Annotated in this window: 27 protein-coding genes; 15 read left to right on the top strand and 12 right to left on the bottom strand. The window is 72.3% G+C overall.

Annotated features, from left to right (window positions below; genetic code table 11):
- Positions 1-114: 114 nt before the first annotated feature.
- From ACF1G2_RS03160 to ACF1G2_RS03130, 7 genes are all read right to left on the bottom strand, one after another.
- The gene (locus ACF1G2_RS03160) at positions 115-1,077 is read right to left on the bottom strand and encodes an ABC transporter substrate-binding protein (protein ID WP_391796572.1); all 963 of its coding nucleotides are present in this window, start codon (positions 1,075-1,077) and stop codon (positions 115-117) included.
- Position 1,078: 1 nt separating this feature from the next.
- Positions 1,079-3,052: an ABC transporter permease gene (locus tag ACF1G2_RS03155; RefSeq protein WP_391796571.1), complete on the bottom strand. Its 1,974-nt coding sequence runs from the start codon at positions 3,050-3,052 to the stop codon at positions 1,079-1,081.
- The gene (locus ACF1G2_RS03150) at positions 3,049-3,273 is read right to left on the bottom strand and encodes a hypothetical protein (RefSeq protein WP_391796570.1); all 225 of its coding nucleotides are present in this window, start codon (positions 3,271-3,273) and stop codon (positions 3,049-3,051) included. The genes ACF1G2_RS03155 and ACF1G2_RS03150 overlap by 4 nt, the downstream gene beginning before the upstream one ends.
- Positions 3,273-4,361 (bottom strand): glycine betaine/L-proline ABC transporter ATP-binding protein, encoded by a 1,089-nt coding sequence (locus ACF1G2_RS03145; protein ID WP_391796569.1) that lies wholly within the window; start codon positions 4,359-4,361, stop codon positions 3,273-3,275. Before ACF1G2_RS03145 ends, ACF1G2_RS03150 begins: the two co-directional genes overlap by 1 nt.
- The gene (locus tag ACF1G2_RS03140; protein WP_391796568.1) at positions 4,358-5,884 is read right to left on the bottom strand and encodes a GMC family oxidoreductase; all 1,527 of its coding nucleotides are present in this window, start codon (positions 5,882-5,884) and stop codon (positions 4,358-4,360) included. Before ACF1G2_RS03140 ends, ACF1G2_RS03145 begins: the two co-directional genes overlap by 4 nt.
- Complete coding sequence (locus tag ACF1G2_RS03135; protein ID WP_391796567.1) at positions 5,881-7,389, bottom strand: aldehyde dehydrogenase family protein; 1,509 nt, start codon at positions 7,387-7,389, stop codon at positions 5,881-5,883. The genes ACF1G2_RS03140 and ACF1G2_RS03135 overlap by 4 nt, the downstream gene beginning before the upstream one ends.
- Before the next feature lie 221 nt (positions 7,390-7,610).
- A complete protein-coding gene (locus ACF1G2_RS03130; protein ID WP_391796566.1) occupies positions 7,611-8,195 on the bottom strand; it encodes a snapalysin family zinc-dependent metalloprotease in 585 nt (194 codons plus the stop codon).
- 264 nt (positions 8,196-8,459) lie between these two features.
- Here ACF1G2_RS03130 and ACF1G2_RS03125 point away from each other — a divergent pair, with 264 nt between their 5' ends.
- The 5 genes from ACF1G2_RS03125 (at position 8,460) to ACF1G2_RS03105 (ending at position 13,774) form a co-directional block, all read left to right on the top strand.
- Positions 8,460-9,872: an amidase gene (locus ACF1G2_RS03125; protein ID WP_391796565.1), complete on the top strand. Its 1,413-nt coding sequence runs from the start codon at positions 8,460-8,462 to the stop codon at positions 9,870-9,872.
- Between the two features lie 45 nt (positions 9,873-9,917).
- Complete coding sequence (locus tag ACF1G2_RS03120; RefSeq protein WP_391796564.1) at positions 9,918-11,159, top strand: glycosyltransferase; 1,242 nt, start codon at positions 9,918-9,920, stop codon at positions 11,157-11,159.
- A gap of 103 nt (positions 11,160-11,262) precedes the next feature.
- Positions 11,263-11,991 carry a VanZ family protein gene (locus ACF1G2_RS03115; protein ID WP_391796563.1) on the top strand — a complete coding sequence of 243 codons (729 nt, stop codon included), beginning with the start codon at positions 11,263-11,265 and terminating at the stop codon, positions 11,989-11,991.
- A gap of 9 nt (positions 11,992-12,000) precedes the next feature.
- Positions 12,001-12,696 carry a response regulator transcription factor gene (locus ACF1G2_RS03110; protein WP_391796562.1) on the top strand — a complete coding sequence of 232 codons (696 nt, stop codon included), beginning with the start codon at positions 12,001-12,003 and terminating at the stop codon, positions 12,694-12,696.
- Positions 12,689-13,774 carry a sensor histidine kinase gene (locus ACF1G2_RS03105; RefSeq protein ID WP_391796561.1) on the top strand — a complete coding sequence of 362 codons (1,086 nt, stop codon included), beginning with the start codon at positions 12,689-12,691 and terminating at the stop codon, positions 13,772-13,774. The genes ACF1G2_RS03110 and ACF1G2_RS03105 overlap by 8 nt, the downstream gene beginning before the upstream one ends.
- Positions 13,775-14,061: 287 nt before the next feature.
- Here the strand turns inward: ACF1G2_RS03105 and ACF1G2_RS03100 are convergent, their stop codons facing one another.
- The 3 genes from ACF1G2_RS03100 to ACF1G2_RS03090 all read right to left on the bottom strand — a co-directional run bounded on the left by ACF1G2_RS03100 (position 14,062) and on the right by ACF1G2_RS03090 (position 17,144).
- A complete protein-coding gene (locus tag ACF1G2_RS03100) occupies positions 14,062-15,324 on the bottom strand; it encodes an NAD(P)/FAD-dependent oxidoreductase (RefSeq protein ID WP_391796560.1) in 1,263 nt (420 codons plus the stop codon).
- Between the two features lie 432 nt (positions 15,325-15,756).
- Positions 15,757-15,954: a ferredoxin gene (locus tag ACF1G2_RS03095; RefSeq protein ID WP_391796559.1), complete on the bottom strand. Its 198-nt coding sequence runs from the start codon at positions 15,952-15,954 to the stop codon at positions 15,757-15,759.
- The gene (locus tag ACF1G2_RS03090) at positions 15,951-17,144 is read right to left on the bottom strand and encodes a cytochrome P450 (protein ID WP_391796558.1); all 1,194 of its coding nucleotides are present in this window, start codon (positions 17,142-17,144) and stop codon (positions 15,951-15,953) included. The genes ACF1G2_RS03095 and ACF1G2_RS03090 overlap by 4 nt, the downstream gene beginning before the upstream one ends.
- 190 nt (positions 17,145-17,334) lie before the next feature.
- Here ACF1G2_RS03090 and ACF1G2_RS03085 point away from each other — a divergent pair, with 190 nt between their 5' ends.
- Entirely contained in the window at positions 17,335-17,664 is a 330-nt protein-coding gene (locus tag ACF1G2_RS03085; protein WP_391796557.1) for a TfoX/Sxy family protein, read from the top strand.
- A gap of 39 nt (positions 17,665-17,703) precedes the next feature.
- On the opposite strand, the gene ACF1G2_RS03080 is transcribed toward ACF1G2_RS03085, so the two are convergent.
- Positions 17,704-18,120: an SRPBCC family protein gene (locus tag ACF1G2_RS03080; protein WP_391796556.1), complete on the bottom strand. Its 417-nt coding sequence runs from the start codon at positions 18,118-18,120 to the stop codon at positions 17,704-17,706.
- Between the two features lie 50 nt (positions 18,121-18,170).
- Positions 18,171-18,383 carry a hypothetical protein gene (locus tag ACF1G2_RS03075; protein ID WP_391796555.1) on the bottom strand — a complete coding sequence of 71 codons (213 nt, stop codon included), beginning with the start codon at positions 18,381-18,383 and terminating at the stop codon, positions 18,171-18,173.
- A gap of 548 nt (positions 18,384-18,931) precedes the next feature.
- Between ACF1G2_RS03075 and ACF1G2_RS03070 the strand changes: the two genes are divergently transcribed.
- Genes ACF1G2_RS03070 through ACF1G2_RS03030 form a run of 9 tightly spaced genes read left to right on the top strand, consistent with a single transcriptional unit; the run spans position 18,932 to position 24,827 of the window.
- A complete protein-coding gene (locus ACF1G2_RS03070; protein WP_391796554.1) occupies positions 18,932-19,726 on the top strand; it encodes a hypothetical protein in 795 nt (264 codons plus the stop codon).
- A 22-nt stretch (positions 19,727-19,748) separates the two neighbouring features.
- Positions 19,749-20,873 carry a hypothetical protein gene (locus ACF1G2_RS03065; RefSeq protein WP_391796553.1) on the top strand — a complete coding sequence of 375 codons (1,125 nt, stop codon included), beginning with the start codon at positions 19,749-19,751 and terminating at the stop codon, positions 20,871-20,873.
- Between the two features lie 10 nt (positions 20,874-20,883).
- Positions 20,884-21,276: a hypothetical protein gene (locus tag ACF1G2_RS03060; RefSeq protein WP_024758200.1), complete on the top strand. Its 393-nt coding sequence runs from the start codon at positions 20,884-20,886 to the stop codon at positions 21,274-21,276.
- 1 nt (position 21,277) lies between these two features.
- A complete protein-coding gene (locus ACF1G2_RS03055; protein ID WP_391796552.1) occupies positions 21,278-21,556 on the top strand; it encodes a hypothetical protein in 279 nt (92 codons plus the stop codon).
- 3 nt (positions 21,557-21,559) lie between these two features.
- Positions 21,560-22,048 carry a hypothetical protein gene (locus ACF1G2_RS03050; RefSeq protein WP_391796551.1) on the top strand — a complete coding sequence of 163 codons (489 nt, stop codon included), beginning with the start codon at positions 21,560-21,562 and terminating at the stop codon, positions 22,046-22,048.
- 22 nt (positions 22,049-22,070) lie between these two features.
- Positions 22,071-22,415, top strand: coding sequence for a hypothetical protein (locus tag ACF1G2_RS03045; protein WP_391796550.1), 345 nt, complete (start codon positions 22,071-22,073; stop codon positions 22,413-22,415).
- The gene (locus ACF1G2_RS03040) at positions 22,412-24,097 is read left to right on the top strand and encodes a hypothetical protein (RefSeq protein WP_391796549.1); all 1,686 of its coding nucleotides are present in this window, start codon (positions 22,412-22,414) and stop codon (positions 24,095-24,097) included. The genes ACF1G2_RS03045 and ACF1G2_RS03040 overlap by 4 nt, the downstream gene beginning before the upstream one ends.
- Positions 24,097-24,438 (top strand): hypothetical protein, encoded by a 342-nt coding sequence (locus ACF1G2_RS03035; protein WP_391796548.1) that lies wholly within the window; start codon positions 24,097-24,099, stop codon positions 24,436-24,438. Before ACF1G2_RS03040 ends, ACF1G2_RS03035 begins: the two co-directional genes overlap by 1 nt.
- A 5-nt stretch (positions 24,439-24,443) precedes the next feature.
- Complete coding sequence (locus tag ACF1G2_RS03030; protein WP_391796547.1) at positions 24,444-24,827, top strand: hypothetical protein; 384 nt, start codon at positions 24,444-24,446, stop codon at positions 24,825-24,827.
- The last annotated feature ends 3 nt before the right edge of the window (positions 24,828-24,830 follow it).

Below are 24,830 nucleotides of genomic sequence, written 5' to 3'. Positions count from 1 at the left end.
GGGGGCGGGCCCCCCCCCCCCCCCGCGGGGGGGCCGGCCCGGGGGGGGGGGGGGGGGGGGGGGGGGGGGCCCCCCCCCGCGGGGGGCCCCCCCCCCCCCCCCGCGGCGCCCGCGTCAGGACGGGATCCAGGCCCGCCAGGTGGCCTCGTTCTCCTTCACCCAGCGCCCCGCCGCCTCCTGTGGCGACAGCTTCTGCTCCGCGATCATCAGGGCGACGTCGTTCTGCATCTCGGTCGTCCAGCGGAACTTCTTCAGGAAGGCGGCGGCGTCGCCTCCGCCTTCCGCGAAGCGGGCGTTGAGGAACTTCTGCAGCGGCGTATGCGGATACGCGCAGGCCACCTTCTCCGGTTCGGCGTCGCAGCCCTCCTTGTACGCGGGCAGCTTCACCTCCGTCATCGGCACCTTCTCGAACAGCCACTGGGGCTTGTACCAGTAGCTCAGGAAGGGCTTCTTCTCCTTGGCGAACTGCTTGATCTGCGTGATCTGCGCCGCCTCCGAGCCCGCGAACACGACCTGGTAGTCGAGGTCCAGGTTCTTCACGAGGGCCTTGTCGTTCGTGACGTAGGACGGCGAGCCGTCCAGCAACTGGCCCTTGCCGCCGCTCTCCGCGGTACGGAACTCGTCGGCGTACTTGTCCAGGTTCCTCCAGTCGGTGACGTCCGGGTGCTTCTCGGCGAAGTAGGTCGGCACGAACCAGCCGATGTGGCCGGTCACCCCGAGATCGCCACCGCGCTCGATGGTCCCCTTGTCGTCGATGTACCGTTTCTCCTGCTCCGGGTGGCCCCAGTCTTCCAGGATGGCGTCCACCCGGCCCTGGCTGAGCGCGTCCCAGGCGGGCACCTCGTCGATCTGGACGGTGTCCACCCGGTAGCCGAGCTCGTGCTCCAGCAGGTACTGGGCGACGGCGACGTTGGCCTGCGCTCCCACCCACGACTGCACGGACAGGGTCACCGTCCGGGAGCCCTTCGCGTCGGCGTACGGGGAGGCCTGGCGGGTCATGTCGGCGGCGCCGCAGCCGGTGAGCCCGGCCGCCAGGGCGGCGGCGGTCACGAGTGCGGCGATGCGGGTACGAGCCATCTCAGGCCCCCTTTCCGGCGAGTGCGCTGCGTTCCGTCGGCTGGGTGACGCGGTCGAGCATCAGGCCGAGGCAGACGATCGCCGCTCCGGCGACCAGACCGGTCGCGAGGTCGCCCTGGGCGAGGCCGAAGACGGCGTCGTATCCGAGCGCGCCACCGCCCACCAGGCCGCCGATGACGACCACGGCGAGCACGAGCACCACGCCCTGGTTGACGGCCAGCAGCAACGCCGGCCGGGCCAGGGGCAGTTGGACCTGGAACAGCTGCTGACGCCCGGTCGCGCCCAGCGAGCGCGAGGACTCCATCGCGGCCGGGTCCACTCCGCGCACGCCCTGGGCGGTGATCCGTACGACGGCCGGCAGCGCGTAGACCACGGCGGCCGCGACCGCCGGGGCGCGGCCCACGCCGAACAGCGCGACCACCGGGATCAGGTACACGAACTGCGGCATCGTCTGGAAGACGTCCAGCACCGGCCGCAGCGCCCGCCCCAGGCGGTTGCTGCGCGCCGCGGCGACGCCCAGGGCGACACCGAGCAGCAGCGTCACGGCGACGGCGGCCAGCACCTGGGACAGCGTGTCGAGCGCCGGGCCCCAGACTCCGAGCACCCCGATCCCCGCCATGGCGAGGACGGCCGTCGCGGCGGTGCGCCACGTGCCGATGAGCAGGGCGAGCGCGCCGACCGTCAGCAGGACCGCCCACCAGGGGAGCCACTGCAGGCCGTCGCGCAGGGGGTTGAGGACCCATGTGGTGAACCGCGCCGCCCAGTCGGCGGTGCCGCCGACGACCGGCACGCCGGAGTAGAGGTGCGCGGTCATCCAGTCGACCGCCCCGTTGACGGACTCGGCGATGCCGACCGTCCACGCGTCGGGCCAGGAGAGCCGGCCGGACAGCCTGCCCGCGACGGCGACGACGGCGGTCACCGCGAGAGCGACGGCCCAGCCGAGTCCGGCCCGGCGGGCGGGCGCCGCACCGATGCGGTCGCCGGCCGCGGCCGTGACCCTGTCGAGGACGACGGCGAGCATCACGATCGGCACACCGGCAGCGAGCGCGGCGCCGACGTCGACGGAGGCCAGCGCCTGGTAGACCCGGTCTCCGAGCCCGCCGGCGCCGATGACCGAGGCGATCACGGCCATGCCGAGCGCCATCATGATCGACTGGTTGACGCCGAGCATGAGCTCCTTGCGGGCCAGCGGAAGCCGGGCGGTCAGCAGGCGCTGCCGACCGGTGGCACCGAGCGACTCGGCGGCCTCCATGACCCCGGCGTCCGCTCCGCGCAGCCCCAGCGCGGTGAGACGGGCCATGGGCGGGGCCGCGTAGACGACGGTCGCGAGGACGGCCGCGGGCACGCCGATGCCGAAGACCAGGACGACCGGCAGCAGATACGCGAAGGCCGGCAGCACCTGCATGGTGTCGAGCACCGGACGCAGGATCCGGTGCATCCGGTCCGACAGGCCCGCGGCGAGGCCGAGGAGGCCTCCGAGCAGCACGGACGCGGCGACGGCGACCACCATCAGGGCGAGCGTCTGCATCGTGGGCACCCACATGCCGAGCACTCCGCACACGGCGAAGCCGGCGACGGAGGTCAGCGCGAGCCGGACGCCCGCGACACGCCATGCCACCAGACCGGCGGCGGCGGTGACGCCGGCCCAGCCGAGGGCGAGCAGCAGCAGGTACACCGCGCGGACGGACACGACCACGACGTTGCTGACGTGCCCGAGGAAGTAGAGGAACAGCGGGTGGCCGTCGCGGTTGTCGATGATCCAGTCGCTGGTGCGCTCCAGCGGCCCGGACAGGTCGACGGCGAGCGCCGCGGGCCAGCTTCCGCCGCCCAGGAGTACGGCTCCGAGGACGAGCGCGAGGGCCGTGCCGGCGCCGATCAGCCCGCCGCGGTGGCGCGCGAGCGCGCGCAGTGCACCGGACCCGGCGTCGCGGGCGGCCGTGGGACGGGGAGGGACGGGAGTGACGGTGGTGGTCATCGGCCCCACCGCCCGGCGGTCATACCGGCGCGGCGCGCCGCCAGGACCGAGGCGCCGCTCGCGGCGCCCGGCGCGGAGGTCGTGGCACGGCTCGTGGCACCGCTCGTGCCGCTCGGCGCGGAGGTCGTGGCACGGCTGCTGGCACGGCTCGTGCCGCCCGGCGCCGACGTCGTCGCACCGTACGTGCCGCCCGGCGGCGGCCAGGTCGTATGGGCGTACATCAGGCCACCGCCTTCCCCGTCGCGGCCGGCACCCCGGCGACGACACCGAGCAGGCCCGCGTGGTCGACCACGCCCAGGCACCTGCCGTCCTCGACGATCCGCGCGTTCTCGCCCGTACGGGCGACGGCCTCGATGGCCTCGTGCACGGTGGCGCTCGGGGCGAGCGAGGGACCGGCCTCGTGCTCGCCGACGAGCGCCGGGCGCATCGCCGAGCGGACGGTCAGGACCTGCTCGCGCGGCACGTCCCGGACGAAGTCCCGGACGTAGTCGTCGGCGGGGGTGCCCACGATCTCCTCCGGTGTGCCGAGCTGGACGATCCGGCCGTCGCGCATCAGCGCGATGCGGTCGCCCAGCTTGAGCGCCTCGCTCAGATCGTGGGTGATGAAGACCATCGTGCGTCCCTCCTCCCGGTGCAGGCGGACGACCTCCTCCTGCATGTCCCGGCGGATCAGCGGGTCCAGCGCGCTGAACGGCTCGTCGAACAGCAGGACTTCGGGGTCCACGGCGAGCGCGCGGGCCAGCCCGACCCGCTGCTGCTGACCACCGGACAGCTGGCTCGGCCTGCGGTGCTCCATACCGTCCAGGCCCACCTTGGTGACGAACTCCGCTGCCCGCTCGCGCCGTTCGCCTCGCCCCACACCCTGGATCTCCAGGCCGTACGCGATGTTGTCGAGCACCGTGCGGTGCGGCAGCAGCCCGAAGTGCTGGAAGACCATCGCCGCCCGGTGCCGGCGCAGCTCGCGGAGGCGTCCGGTGTCCATGGACAGCACGTCCTCGCCGTCGATGGCGATCGTGCCCGAGGTCGGCTCGATGAGCCGGGTCAGACAGCGGACCAGCGTGGACTTGCCCGAGCCCGAGAGGCCCATGACGACGAAGACCTCGCCCTTGCGGACGTCGAACGAGACGTCGCGGACGGCCGCGGTGCAGCCGGTGCGCTCGCGCAGCTCTGCGGCGTCGAGCGACCCGAGTTCGCGGTCCGCGGGCACGCGGTCGGCCTTCGGACCGAAGACCTTCCACAGGTCGCGTACCGAGAAGACGGGGTCGGCGGGGTTCCGCGGCGGAGTGTGCGGAGTGTGCGGAGTGCTCATCGGACCGTGCCTCCCAGCAGGTCGGCGCATTTCTCGCCGACCATGAGCACACCGATCATCGGGTTGACGGCGGTCATGGTCGGGAAAACGGACGCGTCGGCGATCCGGATGCCGTCGAGGCCCCGGATCCTCAGATCGGGCGCGACGACGGCGAGTTCGTCGTCGACGGCCCCCATCCGGCACGTACCGGCCGGGTGGTAGACGGTGTGGGCGACCTGGCGGGCGTACGCGCTGAGCTCCTCGTCGGAGGTCACCTCGGGCCCCGGGCACACCTCGCGCTTCAGCCATCCGGCCAGCGGCTCGCTCGCCGCGATCTGCCGGGCGATGCGGATGCCGTCGACGAGGGTCCGGCCGTCGTAGTCGTCCTCGTCGGTGAAGTACCGGAAGTCCAGCGCGGGCTTGACCTCGGGGTCGGCGCTCGTGAGGTAGAGCCGGCCGCGGCTGCGCGGCTTGGGGATGTTCGGGGTCATCGACACGCCGTGCGCGGGCCGTTCGTAGCCCAGGCGCTCGGGATTGTCGGTGAAGGGGATCTGGTAGAAGTGGAACATCAGGTCCGGACCCTCGGACTCCGGGTCTCGGCGGACGAACAGACCGGCGTCGGAGTCCATGGCGGAGTTCTCCGGGATCGGGCCGTGCGTCTCCCACACGATGACCGACTCGGGGTGGTCGAGCAGGTTCTCCCCGACGCCCGGCAGGTCGTGCACGACGGGGATGCCGAGCTTCTCCAGGTCGGCACGGGGTCCGACCCCGGAGTGCAGCAGCAGCCGCGGGGTGTCCACGGCGCCCGCGCAGACGAGGACCTCGCGCCGGGCGCGTACGACGTGCTCCTCGCCCTCCTTGGTCCGGATGTGCACGCCGGTGGCCCGGGTGCCCTCGAACTCGAGGCGGAACGCCCAGGTCTCCAGCGCGATGTGCAGGTTCGGCCGGTCCAGGAACGGGTGCAGATAGGCCACCGAGGCGGACGACCGCTTGTTGTTCTCCGGGTGGTACGCGAGGTCGAAGAAGCCGACGCCCTCGTGGAAGGGGCGCCTGTTGAAGCCCTCGACGCGCGGCACACCCAGCGTGGTCCGCGCCGCGTCGACGAAGTCCCGCGCGATCGCGTTCCGGTCGGCCTCGTCGACCGGCACGATGTTGTTGCGCAGCCGGGCGAAGTACGGATCCATCGCCTCCGCGCCCCAGCCCTCGGCGCCGGCCTCGGCCCACTCGTCCCAGTCGGAGGGCAGGGGCTTGAAGGCGATGAGGGTGTTGTGCGAGGAACAGCCGCCGAGCACCCGCGCACGGCTGTGGCGGATGTGCGAGTTGCCGCGGGGCTGTTGGGTCGTGGGGTAGTCGTAGTCCAGCTCGCCGCCGAGCAGGCCCATCCAGCGGCGCAGGGTGAGGACGTCGTCACGGCCGACGTCGCTGGGGCCGCCCTCGATGACGGCGACGCTGACGTCCGGGTCCTCGGTCAGCCGGGAGGCGATGACCGAGCCCGCCGTACCGCCGCCGACGACGACGTAGTCGTACACGTGCTGGTCGTTCATGCCTGGTCCTTCTCCGCCGTGCCCGCGAACCAGCGCACGGGGCGCGGAGCGAGGTTCTGGTAGATGTGCTTGGCCTCGCGGTACTCGGCGAGACCGCTGGGGCCCAGTTCGCGGCCGATGCCGCTCTTTCCGAAGCCGCCCCACTCCGCCTGCGGCAGGTAGGGGTGGAAGTCGTTGATCCAGACGGTGCCGTGGCGCAGCCGGGCCGCGACGCGCCGGGCACGGTCCTCGTCGGCCGTCCACACCGCTCCGGCGAGGCCGTACTCGGTGTCGTTGGCGAGGGTGACGGCCTCATCCTCGGTGCGGAAGGTCTCCACGGTGAGGACGGGTCCGAAGACCTCCTCACGGACGATCCGCATCCGGCGGTGGCACCGGTCGAGGACCGTGGGCCGGTAGAAGTAGCCGGGACCGGCCGGGCGCTCGCCGCCCGCACGGAGGACCGCGCCCTCGCCGAGGGCGGAGGCCACGTACTCCTCGGTCCTCGCGACCTGGGCCGCGGAGACCAGCGGGCCGCACTCGACGCCCGCGTCGGTGCCGCGGCCGAGCCGGATCAGTTCGGCCCGGCGGGCGAGTTCGGCGACGAAGCGCTCGCGCAGGGGCTCCTCGACGATGAGGCGGGAGCCGGCGGAGCAGACCTGCCCGCTGTGGATGAAGGCGGCGTTGAGGGCCTGGTCGACGGCGGTGTCGAACCCCTCGGCCGTCGCGCACGCGTCGGCGAACACGACGTTGGGGTTCTTGCCGCCCAGTTCGAGGGCGACCTTCTTCACGCTGTCGGCGGCCGCGTGGGCCACCTTCGTACCGCTGACGAGACCGCCCGTGAACGAGACGAGGTCGACGTCGGGGTGTTCGGCGAGCCGGGCGCCGACGGTGTGCCCGGGGCCGGTGACGATGTTGGCCGCGCCGAGCGGCAGACCGGCCTCCAGGAGCAGTTCGACGAGGACGACCGTGCTCAGCGGGGTGATCTCGCTGGGCTTGATCACGAAGGTGTTGCCGGCGGCGAGGGCGGGCGCGATCTTCCAGCTGGCCTGGAGCAGCGGGTAGTTCCACGGCGTGATCAGCGCGCAGACGCCGACGGGCTCGTGCACGACGACGCTGCGGATCTCGTCCGATCCGGCGTCGACGACGCGTGCGCCGCTCTCGCTCTCCACGAGGTCGGCGAAGTAGCGGAAGGCGTCGCGGACGCAGTCGACGTCGACGCGGCCCTCCTCCAGCGTCTTGCCCGCGTCCTGGCTCTCCAGGGCACCGATGCGCTCGCGGTCGCGCTCGAGCAGGGCGGCGACCCGCCGCAGCAGGTTCGCCCGCTCGGCGACCGGGGTACGCGGCCAGGCACCGTCGTCGAACGCGGCGCGCGCCGCGGCCACGGCGTCGTCGGTGTCCGCGACATCGCCTTCCGACACGACGGCGAAGGCGGTCGCGTCGACGGGGTCGATGATGTCGCGCGTGGCACCGGAGACGGCGGCTCGCCATTCTCCGCCCACATGGATGGTCTGTTGTTCTGCGGTCACGTCGCGTCTGGCCCTTCGTTCCTTGAATCCCCCTGCCGGTTGCGCCGGCGGTCCGGCCGCCTGCCCCGACCGGGGGGATCCATGCGCAATGCTTCACGGAGAGTGCGTTGTCTCACGCGCGATAGCAGTGCGAAACAGGACATACGACGCAGATCGCAAGCACTGGAAGGTGCGGATGCCCGGCCGGAGGTCCCGGCCGGGCATCCGCGGCGGAGGCTCGGTTACGGAGCGTCCACCAGGACCCGGCCGTCGGCGGGGAGCCGGAGGGCTGCTCCGCCGGCGTAGGCGGACTCCACCCGGCTCCGCTCGGTCGCGTTCGGGACCGCGTTGGTGCAGCTCGTGCCGGCGCTCGACCCGGACATCAGCTGGGAGCACGGGCCGGGCTTGGTGTCCGGCAGGCCCAGGCTGTGACCGAGCTCATGGGCGGCGATGCGGGTCTTGTCGTAGCCCTGCGTCACCGCCTGGCTCCCGAGCTCGACACGGACCTGCCGTCCCGGGCGGACGGGGCCGAGGGTCGCCTGGGGCCATCCGGTCGTGGCCACGATCACGATCTCGGCCCGGGTTCCCGGGGCGGCCTCGACCAGCTTGACGTTGCCGACGTTCGCGTTCCAGGAGGCGACTCCGGCCGCGATGGCCGCCTCCCAGCCGCCGGCCCTGCTGTCGTCGTAGCGAAGTGTCACCGCCGCCGACGCGCTCGCCGTCGACGGTTCAGGCGCGGTCGCCGGCGCCGCGGTCGCCGCCGTCGCGGTGGCCAGGACGACAGCGGCGGTGGTGGTGCCTGCCTTCAGCCATGTGGAGAGGGGCATGCTTCTCCTTCACTCGTGGGGGCTCGGAGCCGGCGCGGAAGACGTGCGGATCCGAGAGTGCGGGAAGTTCGAAGGTATGCCCCCGCACCCCGATCCGTCATGTACCTGTCACTATCTGATCGGCCGTCAACTTCCTTGTCAGGTAGCGGCGTCGAGGGACGCGCGACCCTCGCACCGGGGCGAGGTTCCGAAATCCTCGCGTGTTACTTGGCGGTAAGGAATGATGGCGGGCAACCATCCACACGGTCGGGGGCTGAGGCAGCGGTGACGACTTTCGACGAACGAACCACGGTGCACGCGTTCCGGGACGACTCCCTGGGGGACCACGACGCCGTCGGACTCGCCGCGGCGATCCGGCGCGGCGAGGTCGGCGCCGCCGAGGCGGCACGGGACGCGGCCGGGCGGGTACGGGCCGTCGAGGAACTCCACGCCGTCCAGGTCCACGTCGACCTCCCGGCGCACGCCGCGGGCGGCGACGGCGCCCTCGCCGGGGTGCCGACCTTCGTCAAGGACAACACCGACCACCAGGGGCTGCCGACCGGCCACGGCAGCGCCTCCTTCACCCCGAGGGCCGCCCGCCGGCACGCGCCGTTCGCCCGGCAGTTCCTCAGCAGCGGCGTCACCGTGCTGGGCAAGACCCGGCTGCCCGAGTTCGGGTTCAGCCCCACCACCGAGTACGAGGGCGCCGAGCCCGTCCGCAACCCCTGGAACACCGCCTACTCTGCCGGTGGTTCCTCCGGGGGCAGCGCCGCGCTCGTCGCCGCCGGGGCCGTCCCGATCGCCCACGCCAACGACGGCGGCGGGTCGATCCGGATCCCCGCCGCCTGCTGCGGACTCGTCGGACTCAAGCCGACCCGCGGCCGGGTCGTGGGGAACGCCCAGAGCCGTCAACTGCCGCTCGACATCGTCTCCGACGGGATCGTCAGCCGCTCCGTGCGCGACACCGCCGCGTTCCTCGCCGCCGCCGAGACGCACTGGCGCAACCCGAAGCTGCCGCCCCTGGGCCTGGTCGAAGGCCCCTCGGAACGGCGGCTGCGCATCGGCCTCCTCCTCGACTCGCCGGCCGGCGTCCGCACCGACGCCGCCACCCGCGCGGCGGTCACGGAGACCGCGGCCACCCTCGAACGGCTCGGTCACACCGTGGAGCCGGTGGAGCTGGCCATCGACCCCAGGTTCACCGAGGACTTCCTCACCTACTGGGGGATGCTGTCGTTCCTCCTCGGCATCACCGGCCGGACGCTCGGCACGGACTTCGACCGGCGCCGCATGGACGGCCTCAGCCGCGGCCTGCGCGAGACGTACCTCGCCACCTGGCAGCGCACCCCGGGCATGCTGCGGAGGCTGAAGCGGACGGAACGCGCGTACACGGCGGCCTTCCGCGGTCTCGACCTCCTCCTGTCGCCCGTGCTCGCCCACACCACGCCGCGGATCGGCCACCTCAGCCCGACCGTCCCGTACGCGACACTCATCGAACGGATCCTCGCGTACGTCGCGTTCACCCCGGTCAACAACGTCGTCGGCACGCCCTCGATCTCGGTGCCCGCCGCGAGAGCCACCGAGGACGGACTCCCCATCGGCGTCATGTTCTCCGGCCGGCCGGGCGGTGAACGGACGCTTCTGGAGGTCGCGTTCGCGCTGGAGGCGGAGCAGCCCTTCCGGCGCATCCAGGACGTGTGACGCCACGTCCCCGACGGGGCCCCGCCGGTCTGGCATGCTGCCCGGGTGCGCGTGTTGATCGTGACGGCGGGAAGCTGGGGCGACGTCGCTCCCTACACCGGCCTCGGTGTGCGGCTGCGCGCGGCGGGCCACGACGTGGCGCTCGCCACCCATGAGCGCTTCGAGCAGGCGGTGACGACGCACGGGCTCGGCTTCCGGCCGCTGCCCGTCGACCCCCGGGCAGAGCTGGCGTCGGAGCACGGACAGGGCCTGGCCCGAGCGGCCGCCGCCCCGGTGGAGCTGGCGCGGATCGTACGGATGGCGGCGGCGTTCATGCCCCGGCTGAGCGCCGGTGTCGTGGACGCCGTACGCCAGGGGGCCGACGTCCTGCTCAGCTCCACGGTCACCGAACCCGTCTGCTCCGTTCTCGGCGAAGGCATGCGCCTGCCGGCCATCGGACTTCCCCTCCAGCCGCTCCACCCCACGTCGGCGTTCCCGCCGATGATGACGGGGCTCCGGTCGTTCGGACCGTACGGGAACCGGCTGGCCACCCAGGCCCTGTGGGCCGCGACCGACCGGATCTTCGCGCCCGCCGTCACCCGGCTGCGACGCGAACTCGGCCTGCCGCCGCGACGGTGGGCAGGCCCGCTGGCCCTGCCGCGCGACCGCACGGTCCTGCACGGCTTCAGCACGCGGATCGTCCCCCGGCCCGCCGACTGGCCCGACGGCCACCGGGTCTGCGGCTACTGGTGGCCCCCGACACCCCCCGGCTGGCGGCCCGACCCACGTCTCGTGGACTTCCTCGACTCCGGCCCGCCGCCGGTCTTCGTCGGCTTCGGCAGCTGTGTCACAGCCGAGGCCGACCGGCTGAGCGAGCTGCTCGCCGAGGCCCTGCGCCGGGCCGGGGTACGCGGGATCGTCCAGGCGGGCTGGAGCGGGCTGCACGCCGAAGGAGACGACCTGCTCACCGTCCAGGAGGTCCCGCACGCCTGGCTCTTCCCACGGACCGCCGCCGTCGTCCACCACGCCGGCGCCGGTACGGCAGCGGCCGGCCTGCGCGCCGGGGTCCCGGCCGTAGCGGTCCCGGTCCAGCTGGACCAGCACTTCTGGGCGGCCCGCCTCGCCCGCCTCGGGGTCGCCCCGGCACCCCTGCGCCACCAGCGGATCACGGCCGAGCGCCTGGCGGCCGCGATCACCACCGCGACCCGCGACCCCGCACTGCGCGCACGCTCCCGCCTCCTCGCCGCCGACCTGACCGGGGAGGACGGCGCACAGCCCGTACTGGACACCCTGGCGCGCCTCGCCTGACACCCTCGTCGAACGCCGCGGGACGGACGCCGGGGGCCGTATATCGCGGGCGTATCGAAAATCGCATACGCCACCACAACGGCCCCCGGCTTCCAATGAGGGCATGAACCACGACGCATCCCTGTCGGCACCGCCGCGCCGCACGCGCAGGACCGTGCTCCTCGGCCTGGCGGCCCTCGGACTGGCCGGCGTCCTGTACGTCATCAGAGGGCCGCTCCTGATGTCCGCCCCGAGGTGCGTGGCCGGGCGGTGGCACGGCTGTCTCGACACGTTCAACGGCGTGGTGCTCATGACGCTGGTCACCGTGCCCCTGGCCGTCCTGGTGGCCTGGGCCCTGGCGCGCCGACGCCGGGCCGCGGGTATCGCCGGGGCCTGGCGGACGTCGCTGGCCGAGGTGGGCATGGTCCACGGCACGGTCCCCTTCGTGTGGCTGATCCTGATGCCGGGCGCCGCGCCCGGCACCGCCCCCGCACGGGTGAGCCTGGTGCCGCTGCGGGACCTGGTCACGATGGGCCCGCTCGGGATCACCGGCAACCTGCTCGTCTTCGCGTCCCTGGGCTTCTTCGCCCCGATGCGGTACGCGGCGGTGGCGTCCGTGCCGCGGATCCTGGCGCTCGGGGCGGGCTGCTCGGTCCTGGTCGAGACCGCCCAGTACGTTCTGCGGCTCGACCGGGTCTCCTCGGTGGACGACGTCCTGGTCAACGCGACCGGCGCCGTACTGGCGGGGCTGGCGTCGCGCCGCTGGTGGCGTACGAAGGCGCAGACGCCGTCGGACCGGTCCCGGTCCCGGCCCCTGCCGGCACCGGCCGGCCGAGCCGGGCGTCCGACCTAGGCTTCTCCCATGCGCGTACTGATCGTGGAGGACGAGCCCTACTTGGCCGAGGCCGTCCGTGACGGCCTGCGGCTCGAGGCGATCGCCGCCGACATCGCAGGCGACGGCGACTCCGCCCTGCAACTGCTCAGCGTCCACTCCTACGACCTCGCGGTCCTCGACCGCGACATCCCCGGGCCCTCCGGCGACGAGGTCGCCCGGCGCATCGTGGCCTCCGGCAGCGGCATCCCGATCCTCATGCTCACGGCGGCCGACCGGATCGACGACAAGGCCTCCGGGTTCGAGCTCGGCGCCGACGACTACCTCACGAAGCCGTTCGAGCTGCGGGAGCTCGTCCTGCGGCTGAGGGCCCTCGACCGACGGCGCGCGTACGCCCGGCCCCCGGTCCGCGAGATCGCGGGCCTGCGACTCGACCCCTTCCGCCGGGAGGTCTTCCGCGACGGGCGCTACGTCGCGCTCACCCGTAAACAGTTCGCGGTGCTGGAAGTCCTCGTCGCCGCGGAGGGCGGGGTCGTCGGCGCCGAGGAGCTGCTGGAGAGGGCCTGGGACGAGAACGCCGACCCCCTCACCAACGCCGTACGCATCACGGTCTCCGCACTGCGCAAACGGCTCGGCGAACCGTGGCTCATCGCCACCGTGCCGGGTGTCGGCTACCGCATCGAGACCGGCTCCACCACCACCCGCCAGGGCAGCACGCGTGCCTAGACGCTCCGGGCTCAGCGTCCGGCTGAAGCTCACCCTCAGCTACGCCGGGTTCCTCGCCGTCGCCGGTGCGCTGCTTCTGGCCGTCGTGTGGGGGTACCTGCTGCGCTACGTTCCCGACAACCCGCAGGGCCTGCTCGGGGTCTCGCCCAACCGCTACCTCCTCGTGCGCACCTTCTTCCCCGCCGCGGCCGTGGCGATGGCCTTCCTGCTGCTGTTCGGCCTCGTCGGCGGATGGATCCTCGCGGGCCGGATGCTCGCACCCCTCACGCAGATCACGGACGCGGCACGGATGGCCGGGAACGGGTCGCTGTCCCATCGCATCCGTATGAAGGGCCGCCAGGACGAGTTCCGTGAACTCTCCGACGCGTTCGACTCGATGCTCCGGCGTCTGGAGTCCCACGTCGCCGAGCAGCAGCGGTTCGCCGCGAACGCCTCCCACGAACTGCGCACCCCGCTGGCGATCTCACGGACGCTCCTCGACGTCGCCCGCAAGGACCCGACGCGGGACCGGGACGAGGTGATCGAACGCCTGCACGCGGTCAACGCGCGGGCGATCGACCTCACCGAGGCCCTCCTGCTGCTCAGCCGCGGCGACCGAGGAACCTTCACCCGCGCGCCCGTCGACCTCTCCCTCCTCGCCGAGGAGGCCGCCGAGACGCTGCTGCCCCTCGCCGAACAGCGCGGGATCACGCTCGACGTCACCGGCGGGGAGGCGCGGGCCGACGGCTCCGAGGAGCTCCTGCTGCGGATGGTGACCAACCTCGTCCAGAACGCCGTCGTCCACAACCTCCCCACCGGCGGCACGGTGACGGTCCAGACCGAGTCGCGGGGCGACACCAGCGTGCTCCGGGTCGAGAACACGGGCCGCCGGCTCCCGCCGGAACTGGTGCCGACCCTCACCGAGCCCTTTCAGCGCGGAACGGAACGCGTACGCACCGACGAGCACGCCGGCGTGGGCCTCGGCCTGGCCATCGTGCAGAGCGTCGTCCGCGCACACGACGGAACCCTCGACCTCACCCCGCGCCCCGCCGGCGGCCTCCTCGTCACGGTCCGGCTGCCCGTCACGCCACGTCGGTGATCTCGATCCGGCGTGGCCGCGGCGGCGGCGGCCTCGGCCTCGATGCGTACGGCGTCGGTGAGGGCGGCGCGGCTGCGCCTTCTCGCCCTCACCGGCGAGGCGGCCGCGCTCGGCGGCCGCCTCGGCCTCCTTGACCACCGCGATGCGACGGGAGGAGGCCCGGCACGCGGGCGGGCCCGGCGCAGCCAAACGGGGGAGTTGGCGGCACCGGGCCCTACCCACCACGGTACTAGGCGCGGAGCGGTATGGGGGCCTGATTCGGCCAGGACATGCACGTGATGTGGAGCTCAGGCCGCGTGAGGTGCCCGGCGCTCCTGCTCCATGCTTTCCCGCTCCATGCGTTCCTGCATGTGTCCGAAGAACTCCTCCGGCCGCGTCACACCGGCCGTCACCCGGATGAACTCGTCCTGGGCCGAGCGGCTCCGGGTCACGGCCTGGAGCATCTCCTGCATCTCGGGCGGCGGCGGTTCCATCGTCGCGAAGTCGGCCGTGAACTCGTACATGCTCATGACCGCGGAGTCCCTCTCCTCCTGGCAGGAGCGCATGGCCTCCCCGAAGTCCCGGCGGCCGGCGAACACGTCGTCGAGTGCTCCGGCGCACCGCTCCGCGTCCCGGAAGGCGTCCTGGATGCCCTGGGCGGTGATGGGATCCTTCAGGTACCCCGCGTCCCCGACGAGGATCCAGCCGGGCCCGTAGGGTCTGCGGAAGTAGTTGGGGATGGCCGTGCCGACGAACCGCTCGGTCCGCGTGGCCTTCGAGATCCGCTCGGCGAAGGCCGGCGCGCGGGCCAGCGTGTCGTGGTAGTTGCCTTCGACGTCACCGCGGTTGGCCTCGAAGTCGCGCATGGGCCAGGCACAGATGACCATCGTCAGATCGTCGTTGGTGGGCCAGGCCGCGAAGGCGCGGTCCTCGCGGTCGTACGCCTCGAACGTCCCGTCCATCGGCAGCCCGGACCAGTACGTGTAGTAGTAGGCGTTGATCTTCGGCTTCTCCGCGTAGCCCGTGGTGTCCGTCGCCTTCGCGACGGACGAGTGGAGCCCGTCGGCGCCGACGACGATCCGGGCACGGTCGACGGAGGTCGTGCCGTCCTTGCCGTGCCCTTTGACTCCGGTGACCGTCCCGCCGTCGAACAGGATCTCCTCGACGGTGAAGCCCTCCCGGACCTCGGCACCCGAGGCGGCGGCCGCGTCGACCAGGATCTTGTCCAGCACCGTGCGGCGCGGGGCGTACGAGACCTCGAAGCCCTCGCCGGCGGGGGACCCGGCGATGACGAAGGGACCCAGATCGAACGTGTAGGTGTCGATGGCGGGGCAGCCCGTCCCGATCATGCGGTCCAGCAGCCCCCAGCGTTCGAGCGCGGCCAGCCCGGGCGGATGGATCATGTGGGTGGAGATCGTGTCGCTCGGGAACGTCGCCCGGTCGACCAGGAGGACCCGGTGACCGAGACGGGCCAGGAGCATGGCGGTCGGCGCGCCCGCACACCGTGCGCCGACGACGATCACGTCGTGATCGTGGGTGGTGGCACCGGACGTGCCGGCCGTGCTGGTCATGGACCTCACCTGCCGATCGAGCACACCGCAGGGCGGGACCGGCCATGGGCAGACGCGGGTGTCTGCCGCTGCCGCGGCGCCTCACTTCCACGCTAGACCAGGCCGGCGCCCCGTTCCAGCAGCGTCAGGACGGCGCGGAGACCGGGCGGCCGCCCGCCCCGTCGGCGAGCGCGCGTGCCGGACCCCGCGGGGCGGGCGGGAGTTCCGCAGCACGCCTAGGGGGTGTCTCGCCGGTCATGCCGGGCTCGCGGGGCCTGGCACGCACTCCCCCGTAGCGCTTCGGGCACGGGAGGTGCCCCCCCCGCCGCGTTGTCGTCGGTCGCCGACGCTCCGCGTCGGCTCCCTCCTCCGCCTTGCGATCGCACGCACCAGACTCCGCTCCCTGATCCGGCCTGATCGACGAGACACCCCCTAGCTCCCGCCGGACTCGGCTTAGTGGAGGGTGATCGCGCCGGAGGGGCAGACGCCGGCGGCCATCCGTGCGGCCGCCCGGTCGGCGGCGCGCGGTTCGGTGTCCAGCAGGAGCACGAGGCCGTCGTCGTCCTGGTCGAAGACCTCGGGGGCGGTCATGGCGCACATCCCGGCGCCGATGCAGCGCCCACGGTCCACGCTCAGCTGCGCGGTGCTCACTTCTTGTCCCAGGTGACCGGGAGGCTCTTCACACCGAAGATGTCCGCCGTCTCCGGGCGCAGGCCGACCTCCTCGGCCGGGACGGCGAGACGCAGCGTGGGGAATCGGTCCACCAGCGCGCGGAACGCGACCCGCATCTCGACACGTGCCAGCTGCTGCCCCAGACACTGGTGGATGCCGTGGCTGAAGGCCAGATGCCCGGTGGCCTGCCTCCCGAGGTCGAGCACGTGCGGGTCGGCGAAGCGCTCGGGGTCGCGGTTGGCGGTGTTGTACGACAGGACGACCGTCGTGCCGGCCTCGATCGTCTGCCCGCCGACCTCCACGTCCTCCAGCGCCGTCCGCATGAACGTCTTGGCGACACTGAGATACCGCAGCAGCTCCTCCACCGCCCCGTCGGTGAGTGCGGGGTCGGCACGCAGCGCGGCGAGCTGCTGCGGGTTCCGCAGCAGCGCGAAGGTGCCGAGCGACAGCATGTTCGCGGTGGTGTCGAACCCGGCCGCCAGCAGGATCAGGCTGATCCCCTTCAGCTCCTCGTCGGTCAGGTCGCTGTCGGTGAGTTCGCTGAGCACGTCGTCCGTGGGGTCGGCGCGCTTGGCGGCCACCAGCTGCGCGAGGTACTCCTGGGTCGCGGTGTAGGCCGCGATCAGCTCCTCGTCGCTCACCTCGCCACCCATGAACGTGTCGATCTGCTCCTGGAAGGACGCCCGGTCCTCGTAGGGCACGCCCAGGATCTCGCAGATCACCATGGTGGGGATCGGCTTGGCGAACGCGGTCACCAGGTCGGCCGGCGGCCCCATCTTCTCCATGGCGTCCAGGCAGTCGGCGGTGATCTGCTCGATGCGCTCGGTCAGCATCCGCATGCGCCGAACGGTGAACTTGCCCACCAGCGGCTTCCGGTAGCGGCTGTGCTGCGGCTCGTCCATGAGGAGGAACTCGCCGGGCGGCGCCGGAGGCAGCTCGAAGTCGACGACGTTCAGCAGCTCCTTGCGCGAGCTGAACCGGGGGTCGGCGAGGACCGACCTGACCAGGTCGTACCCGGTGATCAGCCAGCCGGGTTTCCCGCCGGGGTGGGTGTAGCGGCTGATGGGACCGTGTCCGCGGGCCTCGATCAGCTCTGCGGGCGGGTCGAAGGGGCAGCCGGCCGGACGCTCCGTCGGCAGCGTCGCAACGGTGTGGAGGGACTCGCCCATGACCATTCCTCGTCTCGCGATATGACGTGCTTGCCTGTGTCGGAAAGCTACGTTGCATTCATAGTGTGGTCAATCGCATGGTCGCGTAACTGCAGCTAGTTGCAGGTGAATCGATGCAATGGCCTGCAGTCGAATGCAATGCTGCATTGCAATGAATGCAAGCGAAGGCAATGTGGGGGAGGGTGGGTGTATGACGTACGACGAAGGTCTGGCCCAGCGGATCAGGGAGCGGTTCGGGGATCGGCCGGGCATTACCGAGAAGCGGATGTTCGGTGGGCTGCCCTTCCTGCTGGACGGCAACATGAGCGTGGGTGTGGTCGGCGACGAGCTCATCGCCCGGGTGGGTACGGACGCTGCCGAGGAGGCGCTCACCCGGCCCGAGGCCCGGCCGATGGACTTCACCGGCCGGCCGATGCGCGGCTGGGTGACCGTCTCGGGCCCCCTGCTCGCCGAGGACGCGGTCCTGCGGCACTGGGTGGCGGCGTCGGTCGCCTTCGCCGGCACCCTTCCGCCGAAGTAGCCCGTACGTACGGTCCTCGGCCGCCGGGAGATTCGGTCGTCACTCCGAAACCGCGGGCTCCTCCAGCAGCGCTTCGAGGCGGGCGAGATCCTTGCGCTGGGCGCGCCGCATGGCGGCGGCCACCACGGGCGCGGCGACGGAGGTGAAACCGCAGGGCTCCCCGCGGTTGCGCAGCGCCATGCGGGTGTGGTCCCCGGCCGGCGCGTGCGGCTCCCAGGTGTACGTGGTCTCCATCGGGAAGGGCCCCTCGGAGGTTCGCATCACCAGGCGCCGGCCCGGTTCGTACGCGGTGATCACGTGCGTGTAGGCCAGGCGGCGGCCGAGAAAGCGGGCGACGAAGGCCAGCCGCGATCCGATCACGGCGGGTGGCGGGGTCCGCCACTCGACGGACGCGATGTTCTCGGACCACGACCGGCGCGTGTGACGGGTCGGCCGCGTAGGCCGCGACCCGCGCACACGGGGCGGCGATCACGGTCTCGGCCAGGACGTCGACCTTCATCGGTGCCTCAGACGCTGAAGTAGGGGCGGGGCTCACCGGTCTCGGCGAAGTCTTTCAGCCGGGTCATCAGGATGCCCCAGGTCTCGCTGATCATCGGGATCCCGGCCTCACCGTCGGGGAGGCCGGCGCGCGAGGCGGCGCGGGTGCCCTTCGGGGTCTCCGTCAGGCCCCAGGTGATGGTGGCGCCGGCCCAATGGGGCGGGAAGGCGCCGACGTTCACCCTGCGCCTCTTGCAGCGATCCTTGTCGAAGGCGGGCGGTCGGAGACACCCCTGTCCGCCCGGGCCCCGGGCCCGGCGACTGCACCGACCCGGCCCGCGGCGGGGAGCCGGATCGCTCCACGCTCGTGCACCGGATCGCGACGGCCCTCGTGGCGCGAACCGACCGACGCAGCCCGGTACACCGTCGTCGGCTCACCCACCCTCGCCACCCACGCACCCGGTCTGCTGGGAGCCCTCGCCCGACTGTCAGGGGAGCGATCCCGGCCCCTGGCGGGGCCGTCAACCGAGGCCCGCCCCACCAGGCCCGTCGATGAACTGCGCCCCCTTCACGCCCCCCATTCGCGCTAGGAGTGCGCGGGGGGCGTACTCATGTCACCCTATTTGAAGGGGGAGTTGGCGGCTGGTGGCGGTCCGCCGAAACCGACCGCGCCGCCGTTCCCCCGATCGACGGGCAATCGCGGACCACTCGGACCATTGGCTCTTGTCCACGAACAGCGACCGTGCGTCGCTGGTGACGTCAGCGAGACGCGTCGCCGGAGGAGCCGGTCATGGCTGTGGTTCAGGACAAGGCGTTGCGGCAGCTCACCGACGCCACCGCGCTGGCCCAGGCGCTCACCCCGCACGCCCTCCTCCTCGTGACCGGCACGCACGACCTGGAGTACGAGCGCGTCGATTCCGTCCGGCAGCTGCGCGTCGTCCGGACCACCCTCGCCGAGCCGCTCTTCGCCCCCCGCCGACGGCAGGGAGCCTGGAACCAGGTGACGCCGACCCCGACCCGTACCGAGTTCTGCTGGGACGACGAGTCCACCGAGCCCGTGTGGATCGACGTCACCGCCGAGCTGGAGATCGACGTGGTCGCCGAGACCGACCCCGGCGGCCTCGAATCGGTGGTCGCCCGGGCCATCGGCGCCTACCGGACGCTCGACGAGTTCCGGGCGCACTTCACCTACCTGGACCTCGACGCCTTCATGGCCGCCCACGGACTGACCACCGTCGAGGACCTCAGGGAAGCCGGCGAGTACCTCCGCACGGAGGTACGGCTGCGCCGCCCGCCCCCCTTCGACCCCGCCGACCCGGACAACGTCCGCACCGTGGCCGTCACCGCCGCCGTGCTCGTCTCGGACCCCACCGACGTCAAGGCGGCCCTCCGCGCCGCGGGCCTCGTGGCGGCGGCGGCCCGCGACCGACCCCTGCCGCCGAGCACCTTCGGCGTACGCACCGCTCCCTACGCCCTGGTCGCCGCCTTCACCCCGCATCCGCAGGCGGCGAACCAGGCGCTCACCAAGCCGGAGATCACCACTCTGCTCACCGGCGCGGGCATCGCCCCGCTCTTCCTCACCTGAACGCCGGAAGGAAGCACGCTCCATGACCACCCCCGTCCGCTACATCCGCGTCAAATCCACCGTCAACCTCTTCTCGCCCGCCAACCGGCCCACCGGCAACATCGCGATCATCGGCACCGTCACCCCGCCCACGACCGGGGGCGGGACCGTCATCCCCGAGAACGTACCCACGCTCTTCTCCGACCCCGACGACGCCGAGAAGCGCGCCCCCGGGGCGCTGGGCACGGCCGTCGCGCTCGCCATGCGGCAGGAGCCCGGCCCGGGGCTCGTCTTCGGGGTGCGCCTCGCCACCACGGCGGACGTCGCGGACACGCTCTCCAAGATCGCCACCCTGCCGGTCCAGCTCGTGGTCGTCGCGAACACCCCGCTGGAGCCCGGAACCGGCGGAGGGACACCGACCGCCGACATCGTGGCGCTGGCCAACCACGTCAAGGGCCCGTTCGGCGACGGCCTGGAACGCATGGGCGTCGCCATGCTCGGCAAGGGCGACACCGACACCTCGATCATCACGGGTGCCCTCAACAGCGACCGCATGGTCTACGTGGCGCACAAGAGCGACGAGGACGTCGCGGCCGCCGTAGCCGGCACCATCGGCGGCTACGACCCGCATATCTCCCTGCTCCTCAAGAAGGTCGGCGTCACCTCCGCCCCCTTCACCGCGCAGGAACTCTTCACGATCAACGGCTCCGAGGGCGAGAGCTCGCCCCCCGGCGGCCAGAACGTCAACTGGCTGGTGAACCCGGCCCTCATCCCCGGCGAAGGCGTCTACCTCGGCGAGGGATACACCGGGGCCTCGGGCACGACGGACAAGAAGTACATCGACATCGTCCGCACCCTGGACGACATCACCTACCGCCTCAAGGCCTCGCTCATCGCGAGCATCGGCGAACTGCGCATCAGCCGGACCGGCCTGCGCGCCCTCGCCGGAGAGATGGAGGCGGTCCTCGAACCACTGCGCCGCAGCGAGGTGATCGACGACTACCTGGTCGTCGTCCCGGTCCTGGCGCTCTTCGACAAGCCGCAGCCCACCCCCGAGGACCTGGAGCTCATCGCCAAGGCCCGCCGCGAACGGTTCGCCGAGGCCATGGTCCGGATCACCTACGCCGGCGCCATCCACCGTCTCACCATCAACCTGACCTTCGAGTAGGGAGCCCCGCATGTCCGACTGGAACACCCGCCTCGAAGTGAAGCTCGGCGGGCGCACCGTCACCCCCATCAGCAACTTCTCCCCCTCCTTCAACGTGCCGCACACGGTGCTGCACAGCCTGGAGGCGGACGGCGTCGGATACGTGCGCCAGCCGTTCACCTTCACCTTCACGATGACCGTGCCCGCCGTGGCGTCCGCCGTCGCCGACCTCACCGAACTCGCCGTCACCGGCAAGGAGTTCTCCATCGCGGTCGCCGAGAAGCAGGGCAACGACTGGGCCTTCTCCGCCCTCAAGTTCGGCCGCTGCGTCGTCAGCGCCGTACAGCCCAGCACGGTCACCGTGGACGGCGTCCCCCAGGCCAACTTCACCTGCATGGCGCTCAACGTGGGTGTGGAGGAGTGACATGGACGGCGACGACGAGGAGTTCGCGCGCATCGACGCCTTCGCCGCCGGCGGCCGGGTCGACAGGACCGGCCTCGCACTCGTCCACGAGGGCGAGTACATCGTGCCTGCGGCGGGCAGCGAAGCCGTCGTCAGCCACCGGTCCGGCACCGGCACCGTGATCCACTACCACTTTCCCGTCGAGGTCGAGGTGATCGGCGACCTCGGCGACCACCACGTCCAGCGGATCGCCGACCACGTCTTCGCCGAACTCGACCGCGAACTCGGCAGCCGGGGGTGACCCGTGACGGAAAAGGTACTCGTCGGCACGGTCCCCCTGCTGTACGTGCAGAGCGTCACCATGACCGAGGGGTACCGCGTCGAGCGGATCCTGGGCAGCCGCTTCGCGCAGGCCACCCAGCCGTCGACGAAGACGATCGTCATCGAGGCGGTCCTCATCGGCCCGGAGCGGCACGCGACCAAGAAGGCCCTGGAGGTCCTCGCGCTCACCTCGCGGGCGCTGCTCGCCGCCGTCGCGCCGGTGCTCGCCGTCTCCGGGATCCCCGTCGTCTGCGGTCTGACGCTCAGCCTCGACATGCAGATCACCGATCTGCGGTTCACCCAGAGCGTGCAGAAACGGGATGCCTTCGACGTCTCCCTCACGCTCCAGCACGTGCCCCGCTCCAGTCTGACCGCGCTCCTCGGCGAGATCGCCGACCTCGCGATGAGCGCGGGCAGCGCGGGCGTGCCGAGCCTGCCGGTCCCCGGCCCCGTACCCCGATCACCGCTGTAGGCAGAGCCGGAGAGGAGACGCGATGCCCCTGCTGCCCGTCGACCCCGACGAGGGCTTCCCGCAGAGCTTCCGGCTGCGCTTCGGCCCGCACGTGTACCGCATCGGCCTGTACGTGAACGCCGACGAACGGACCGTCGCCGCGAAGGACGTCCTCGACCTCCTGGAGGACGAGGCCTTCCTCGTGGTCGTCGTCGGCCGGGAGGACCCCGACGGCCTCGTGCCGCTCGTGCGCCGCAAGGCGGTGCGCGGGCTGCCCTGCCCCGCTGGGCCGCTGCGGCTGGACTTCCGGGAGGCCCGCGTGCACGTACAGAACCTGAACGGCGCGGGGAGCCACGGTTCGAAGGTCGTCGTGGAGGTGTCGGCGTGAGCATCGCGATCCGCTACGGCGTGACCGTGAACGAGGACAAACCCCCGGAGGACTCCCCGTTCGGCGCGGTGGTCGGCGCGGTCGCCTCCCTGATCGGCCTCGCCGGGCTGCCGCTCACCGTCTCCAACCACATCTTCGACGGCTCCCTCGTCCTCGACGCGGACATCACCGTGACGATGAACGAGGGAGCGGTGGCGGGCACCTTCGACGTCCTCCTCGTCAACGTCCCGGGCAACACCGTCGCCATGCTCCGGTCGAAGATCGTCGACACCCCGCTGAAGGCCACGGTACGGCTCGGCTACTTCGACGAGCCGGGCAGCGTCGACGACCCGGTGATGGAGGGCAGGATCCTCCGGATCACCTCCTGGGTGGGCGAGGACGGGCTCAGCCGGGTCCGCCTCACCGGACAGGACGCCGCCGGATACGCCCTGCGCACCCATGAGGTGGCGCTCCACCGGGCGAAGTCCTGCAACGCCCTGGAGTTCGCCGAGCGGATCGCCAAGGAGGCCGGACTCACGCTCGCCGAGGGCTCGACGCTCCCGGCCGACCTCACCGACCACACGGTGCGCAGCCCGACCGCGCTCGGCGCCCTGCGGGAACTCGCCGCGACCGTACCGGCGCCGGTGGTGATCCGCGACAAGCAGATCCGCCTCGGGCGCGTGGTCGGCTCGCGCGACGACCCCGCGCCCGTACCCTTCGACCCGGCGCTCAACCTCGTCTCGTACGGGGACTCCCAGGGCGAGGAGACGGCGGCGCTCGCACCCGGCGAGGAACGCCAGCCGCCACGCTCCTCGCTCGACCTCGTCGTCCTCGGCCACCCCGGACTGCGCGTCGGACAGGTGGCCACGCTCAAGGGCGTCGAGGCGCCGCGGGGCCCGCTGCGCGTCACCCGCGTCGTCCACCGCTTCGGCGGTCGCACCGGGTACGTGTGCGAGGTCCGGCTCGTAGCCGTGCCCGCCGGCGCCACCGCCGAGGTCACGGACGGCGGGGTCAGCGGCTTTGCCGACCGGCTGGAGGCCCACGCGGACCGGCAGCGCCGGGCCCGCCCCTCCGTCGACGTCGGCGAGGTCACCACGTACCGCGGCCAGGGCCACCAGGTGTCGCTGAAGTACGGGCAGTCCCCGCCGCCCTCGATGGGCTCGCCCAGCGTCCAGGGACAGATCGGCGACGACACCCTGATCGACAAGCCGGTCGCGGCCCCCTTCGCCTTCGGCCCGTGCGGACTCATGACCCCCGTCTACCCCGGGATGCGGGCCCTGCTCGCCCACAACCGCGACCTCGTCACCGACGCGGCCGTCGTGGGATACCTGTGGCCCCGCACCCCCGGCGCCAAGGCCCCCGAACCACACCCCGGCGACTACTGGCTCTCCCTCCCCACCCGGCTCGGCCCCGACGGCCTGCCCACCGGACCCGGGGTCAACGACCTCACCGACGCCGCCGGCGGCCGGGTCATCCAGGCCCGCGGCCTGCACATCCAGGTCGGCACCGGCGGCCTCTCCGCGGTCGGCACCCGCCCCACACCCCCCACGGACGACACCGTGACCATCGAGCACGACAGCGGGACCACCATCACGGTCGGCGCCACGGGCACGGTCACCGTCAGCACTTCAGGAAGGAAGATCATGCTCAGCAACGGGACCGTGAGCCTGTCCCTGGACGGCAACGCGGTACAGGTGACGTGATGCCCTACGTCCTCACCACCGCCGCCGACATCCGCTGCGCCCACCTCGCCCCGCTCCTGGTGGTGCCCTCCCAGACCTCGCTGACCGTCGCAGGGAACCCGGTCCTGCTCGTGAGCGACCTGCTCGCCGCGACCGTGCCCACCTGCCCCAACACGGGCAGTCCCGGCATGGTGGTGTGCGGCAAGGTCACCTCCCTGGCGGACGGCGCCAGCACGGTCCTGACGGTGCGGGGCACCGCCGTCGCCCTGGACACGGCCCGCGGCCTCACCCTGGCCCAGCCCACCCAGCCCGTGCTGTGGAGGGTCATGTCGCCCGGCCAGAACATCCTGAAGGCGAGGTGACGACCGTGGCCGAGCCCCTGGGACACAGCCTGCTCCTCGACAACGGCGACCTGGTCCTCCACAGCGGCGAACTCGTCAAGGTGCGGGGCCTCGCCAACCTCGTCCAGGCCCTGACCCTCTCCCTCCTCACCCCGTACGGCTCCGACCGTTTCGACGCCCGGTACGGACTCAGCGTCACGGAGGCCTTCGGCCGGCCCGGCGGCCCCCGGGTCGTCCAGGAGCTCCTGCGCCTGGAGATCGTCCGCACCCTCGCCGCCGATCCGCGGGTGAACGAGGTGACGGAGGTGACCTTCACCGGCGACCCCGCCTCCCGACGGTGGACCGCCGTGGTCGTCGTGGAGACCGTCGACGGCCGGACCACCGCCGTCACGACTGACCTGGAGGTGTGAGTC

Source organism: Streptomyces sp. NPDC013457, from assembly GCF_043089925.1.
In the GTDB taxonomy this organism is placed as follows: domain Bacteria; phylum Actinomycetota; class Actinomycetes; order Streptomycetales; family Streptomycetaceae; genus Streptomyces.
The sequence above is the reverse complement of the archived record's forward strand: the minus strand, read 5'-3'. Positions and strand labels throughout refer to the sequence as shown.

Bases quoted from the DNA above. Each gene is read 5' to 3' on its own strand.
- ACF1G2_RS03160 (WP_391796572.1), bottom strand. From the start codon at position 1,077: ATGGCTCGTACCCGCATCGCCGCACTCGTGACCGCCGCCGCCCTGGCG.
- ACF1G2_RS03155 (WP_391796571.1), bottom strand. From the start codon at position 3,052: ATGACCACCACCGTCACTCCCGTCCCTCCCCGTCCCACGGCCGCCCGC.
- ACF1G2_RS03150 (WP_391796570.1), bottom strand. From the start codon at position 3,273: ATGTACGCCCATACGACCTGGCCGCCGCCGGGCGGCACGTACGGTGCG.
- ACF1G2_RS03145 (WP_391796569.1), bottom strand. From the start codon at position 4,361: ATGAGCACTCCGCACACTCCGCACACTCCGCCGCGGAACCCCGCCGAC.
- ACF1G2_RS03140 (WP_391796568.1), bottom strand. From the start codon at position 5,884: ATGAACGACCAGCACGTGTACGACTACGTCGTCGTCGGCGGCGGTACG.
- ACF1G2_RS03130 (WP_391796566.1), bottom strand. From the start codon at position 8,195: ATGCCCCTCTCCACATGGCTGAAGGCAGGCACCACCACCGCCGCTGTC.
- ACF1G2_RS03115 (WP_391796563.1), top strand. From the start codon at position 11,263: ATGAACCACGACGCATCCCTGTCGGCACCGCCGCGCCGCACGCGCAGG.
- ACF1G2_RS03110 (WP_391796562.1), top strand. From the start codon at position 12,001: ATGCGCGTACTGATCGTGGAGGACGAGCCCTACTTGGCCGAGGCCGTC.
- ACF1G2_RS03100 (WP_391796560.1), bottom strand. From the start codon at position 15,324: ATGACCAGCACGGCCGGCACGTCCGGTGCCACCACCCACGATCACGAC.
- ACF1G2_RS03090 (WP_391796558.1), bottom strand. From the start codon at position 17,144: ATGGGCGAGTCCCTCCACACCGTTGCGACGCTGCCGACGGAGCGTCCG.
- ACF1G2_RS03085 (WP_391796557.1), top strand. From the start codon at position 17,335: ATGACGTACGACGAAGGTCTGGCCCAGCGGATCAGGGAGCGGTTCGGG.
- ACF1G2_RS03070 (WP_391796554.1), top strand. From the start codon at position 18,932: ATGGCTGTGGTTCAGGACAAGGCGTTGCGGCAGCTCACCGACGCCACC.
- ACF1G2_RS03065 (WP_391796553.1), top strand. From the start codon at position 19,749: ATGACCACCCCCGTCCGCTACATCCGCGTCAAATCCACCGTCAACCTC.
- ACF1G2_RS03060 (WP_024758200.1), top strand. From the start codon at position 20,884: ATGTCCGACTGGAACACCCGCCTCGAAGTGAAGCTCGGCGGGCGCACC.
- ACF1G2_RS03055 (WP_391796552.1), top strand. From the start codon at position 21,278: ATGGACGGCGACGACGAGGAGTTCGCGCGCATCGACGCCTTCGCCGCC.
- ACF1G2_RS03045 (WP_391796550.1), top strand. From the start codon at position 22,071: ATGCCCCTGCTGCCCGTCGACCCCGACGAGGGCTTCCCGCAGAGCTTC.
- ACF1G2_RS03035 (WP_391796548.1), top strand. From the start codon at position 24,097: ATGCCCTACGTCCTCACCACCGCCGCCGACATCCGCTGCGCCCACCTC.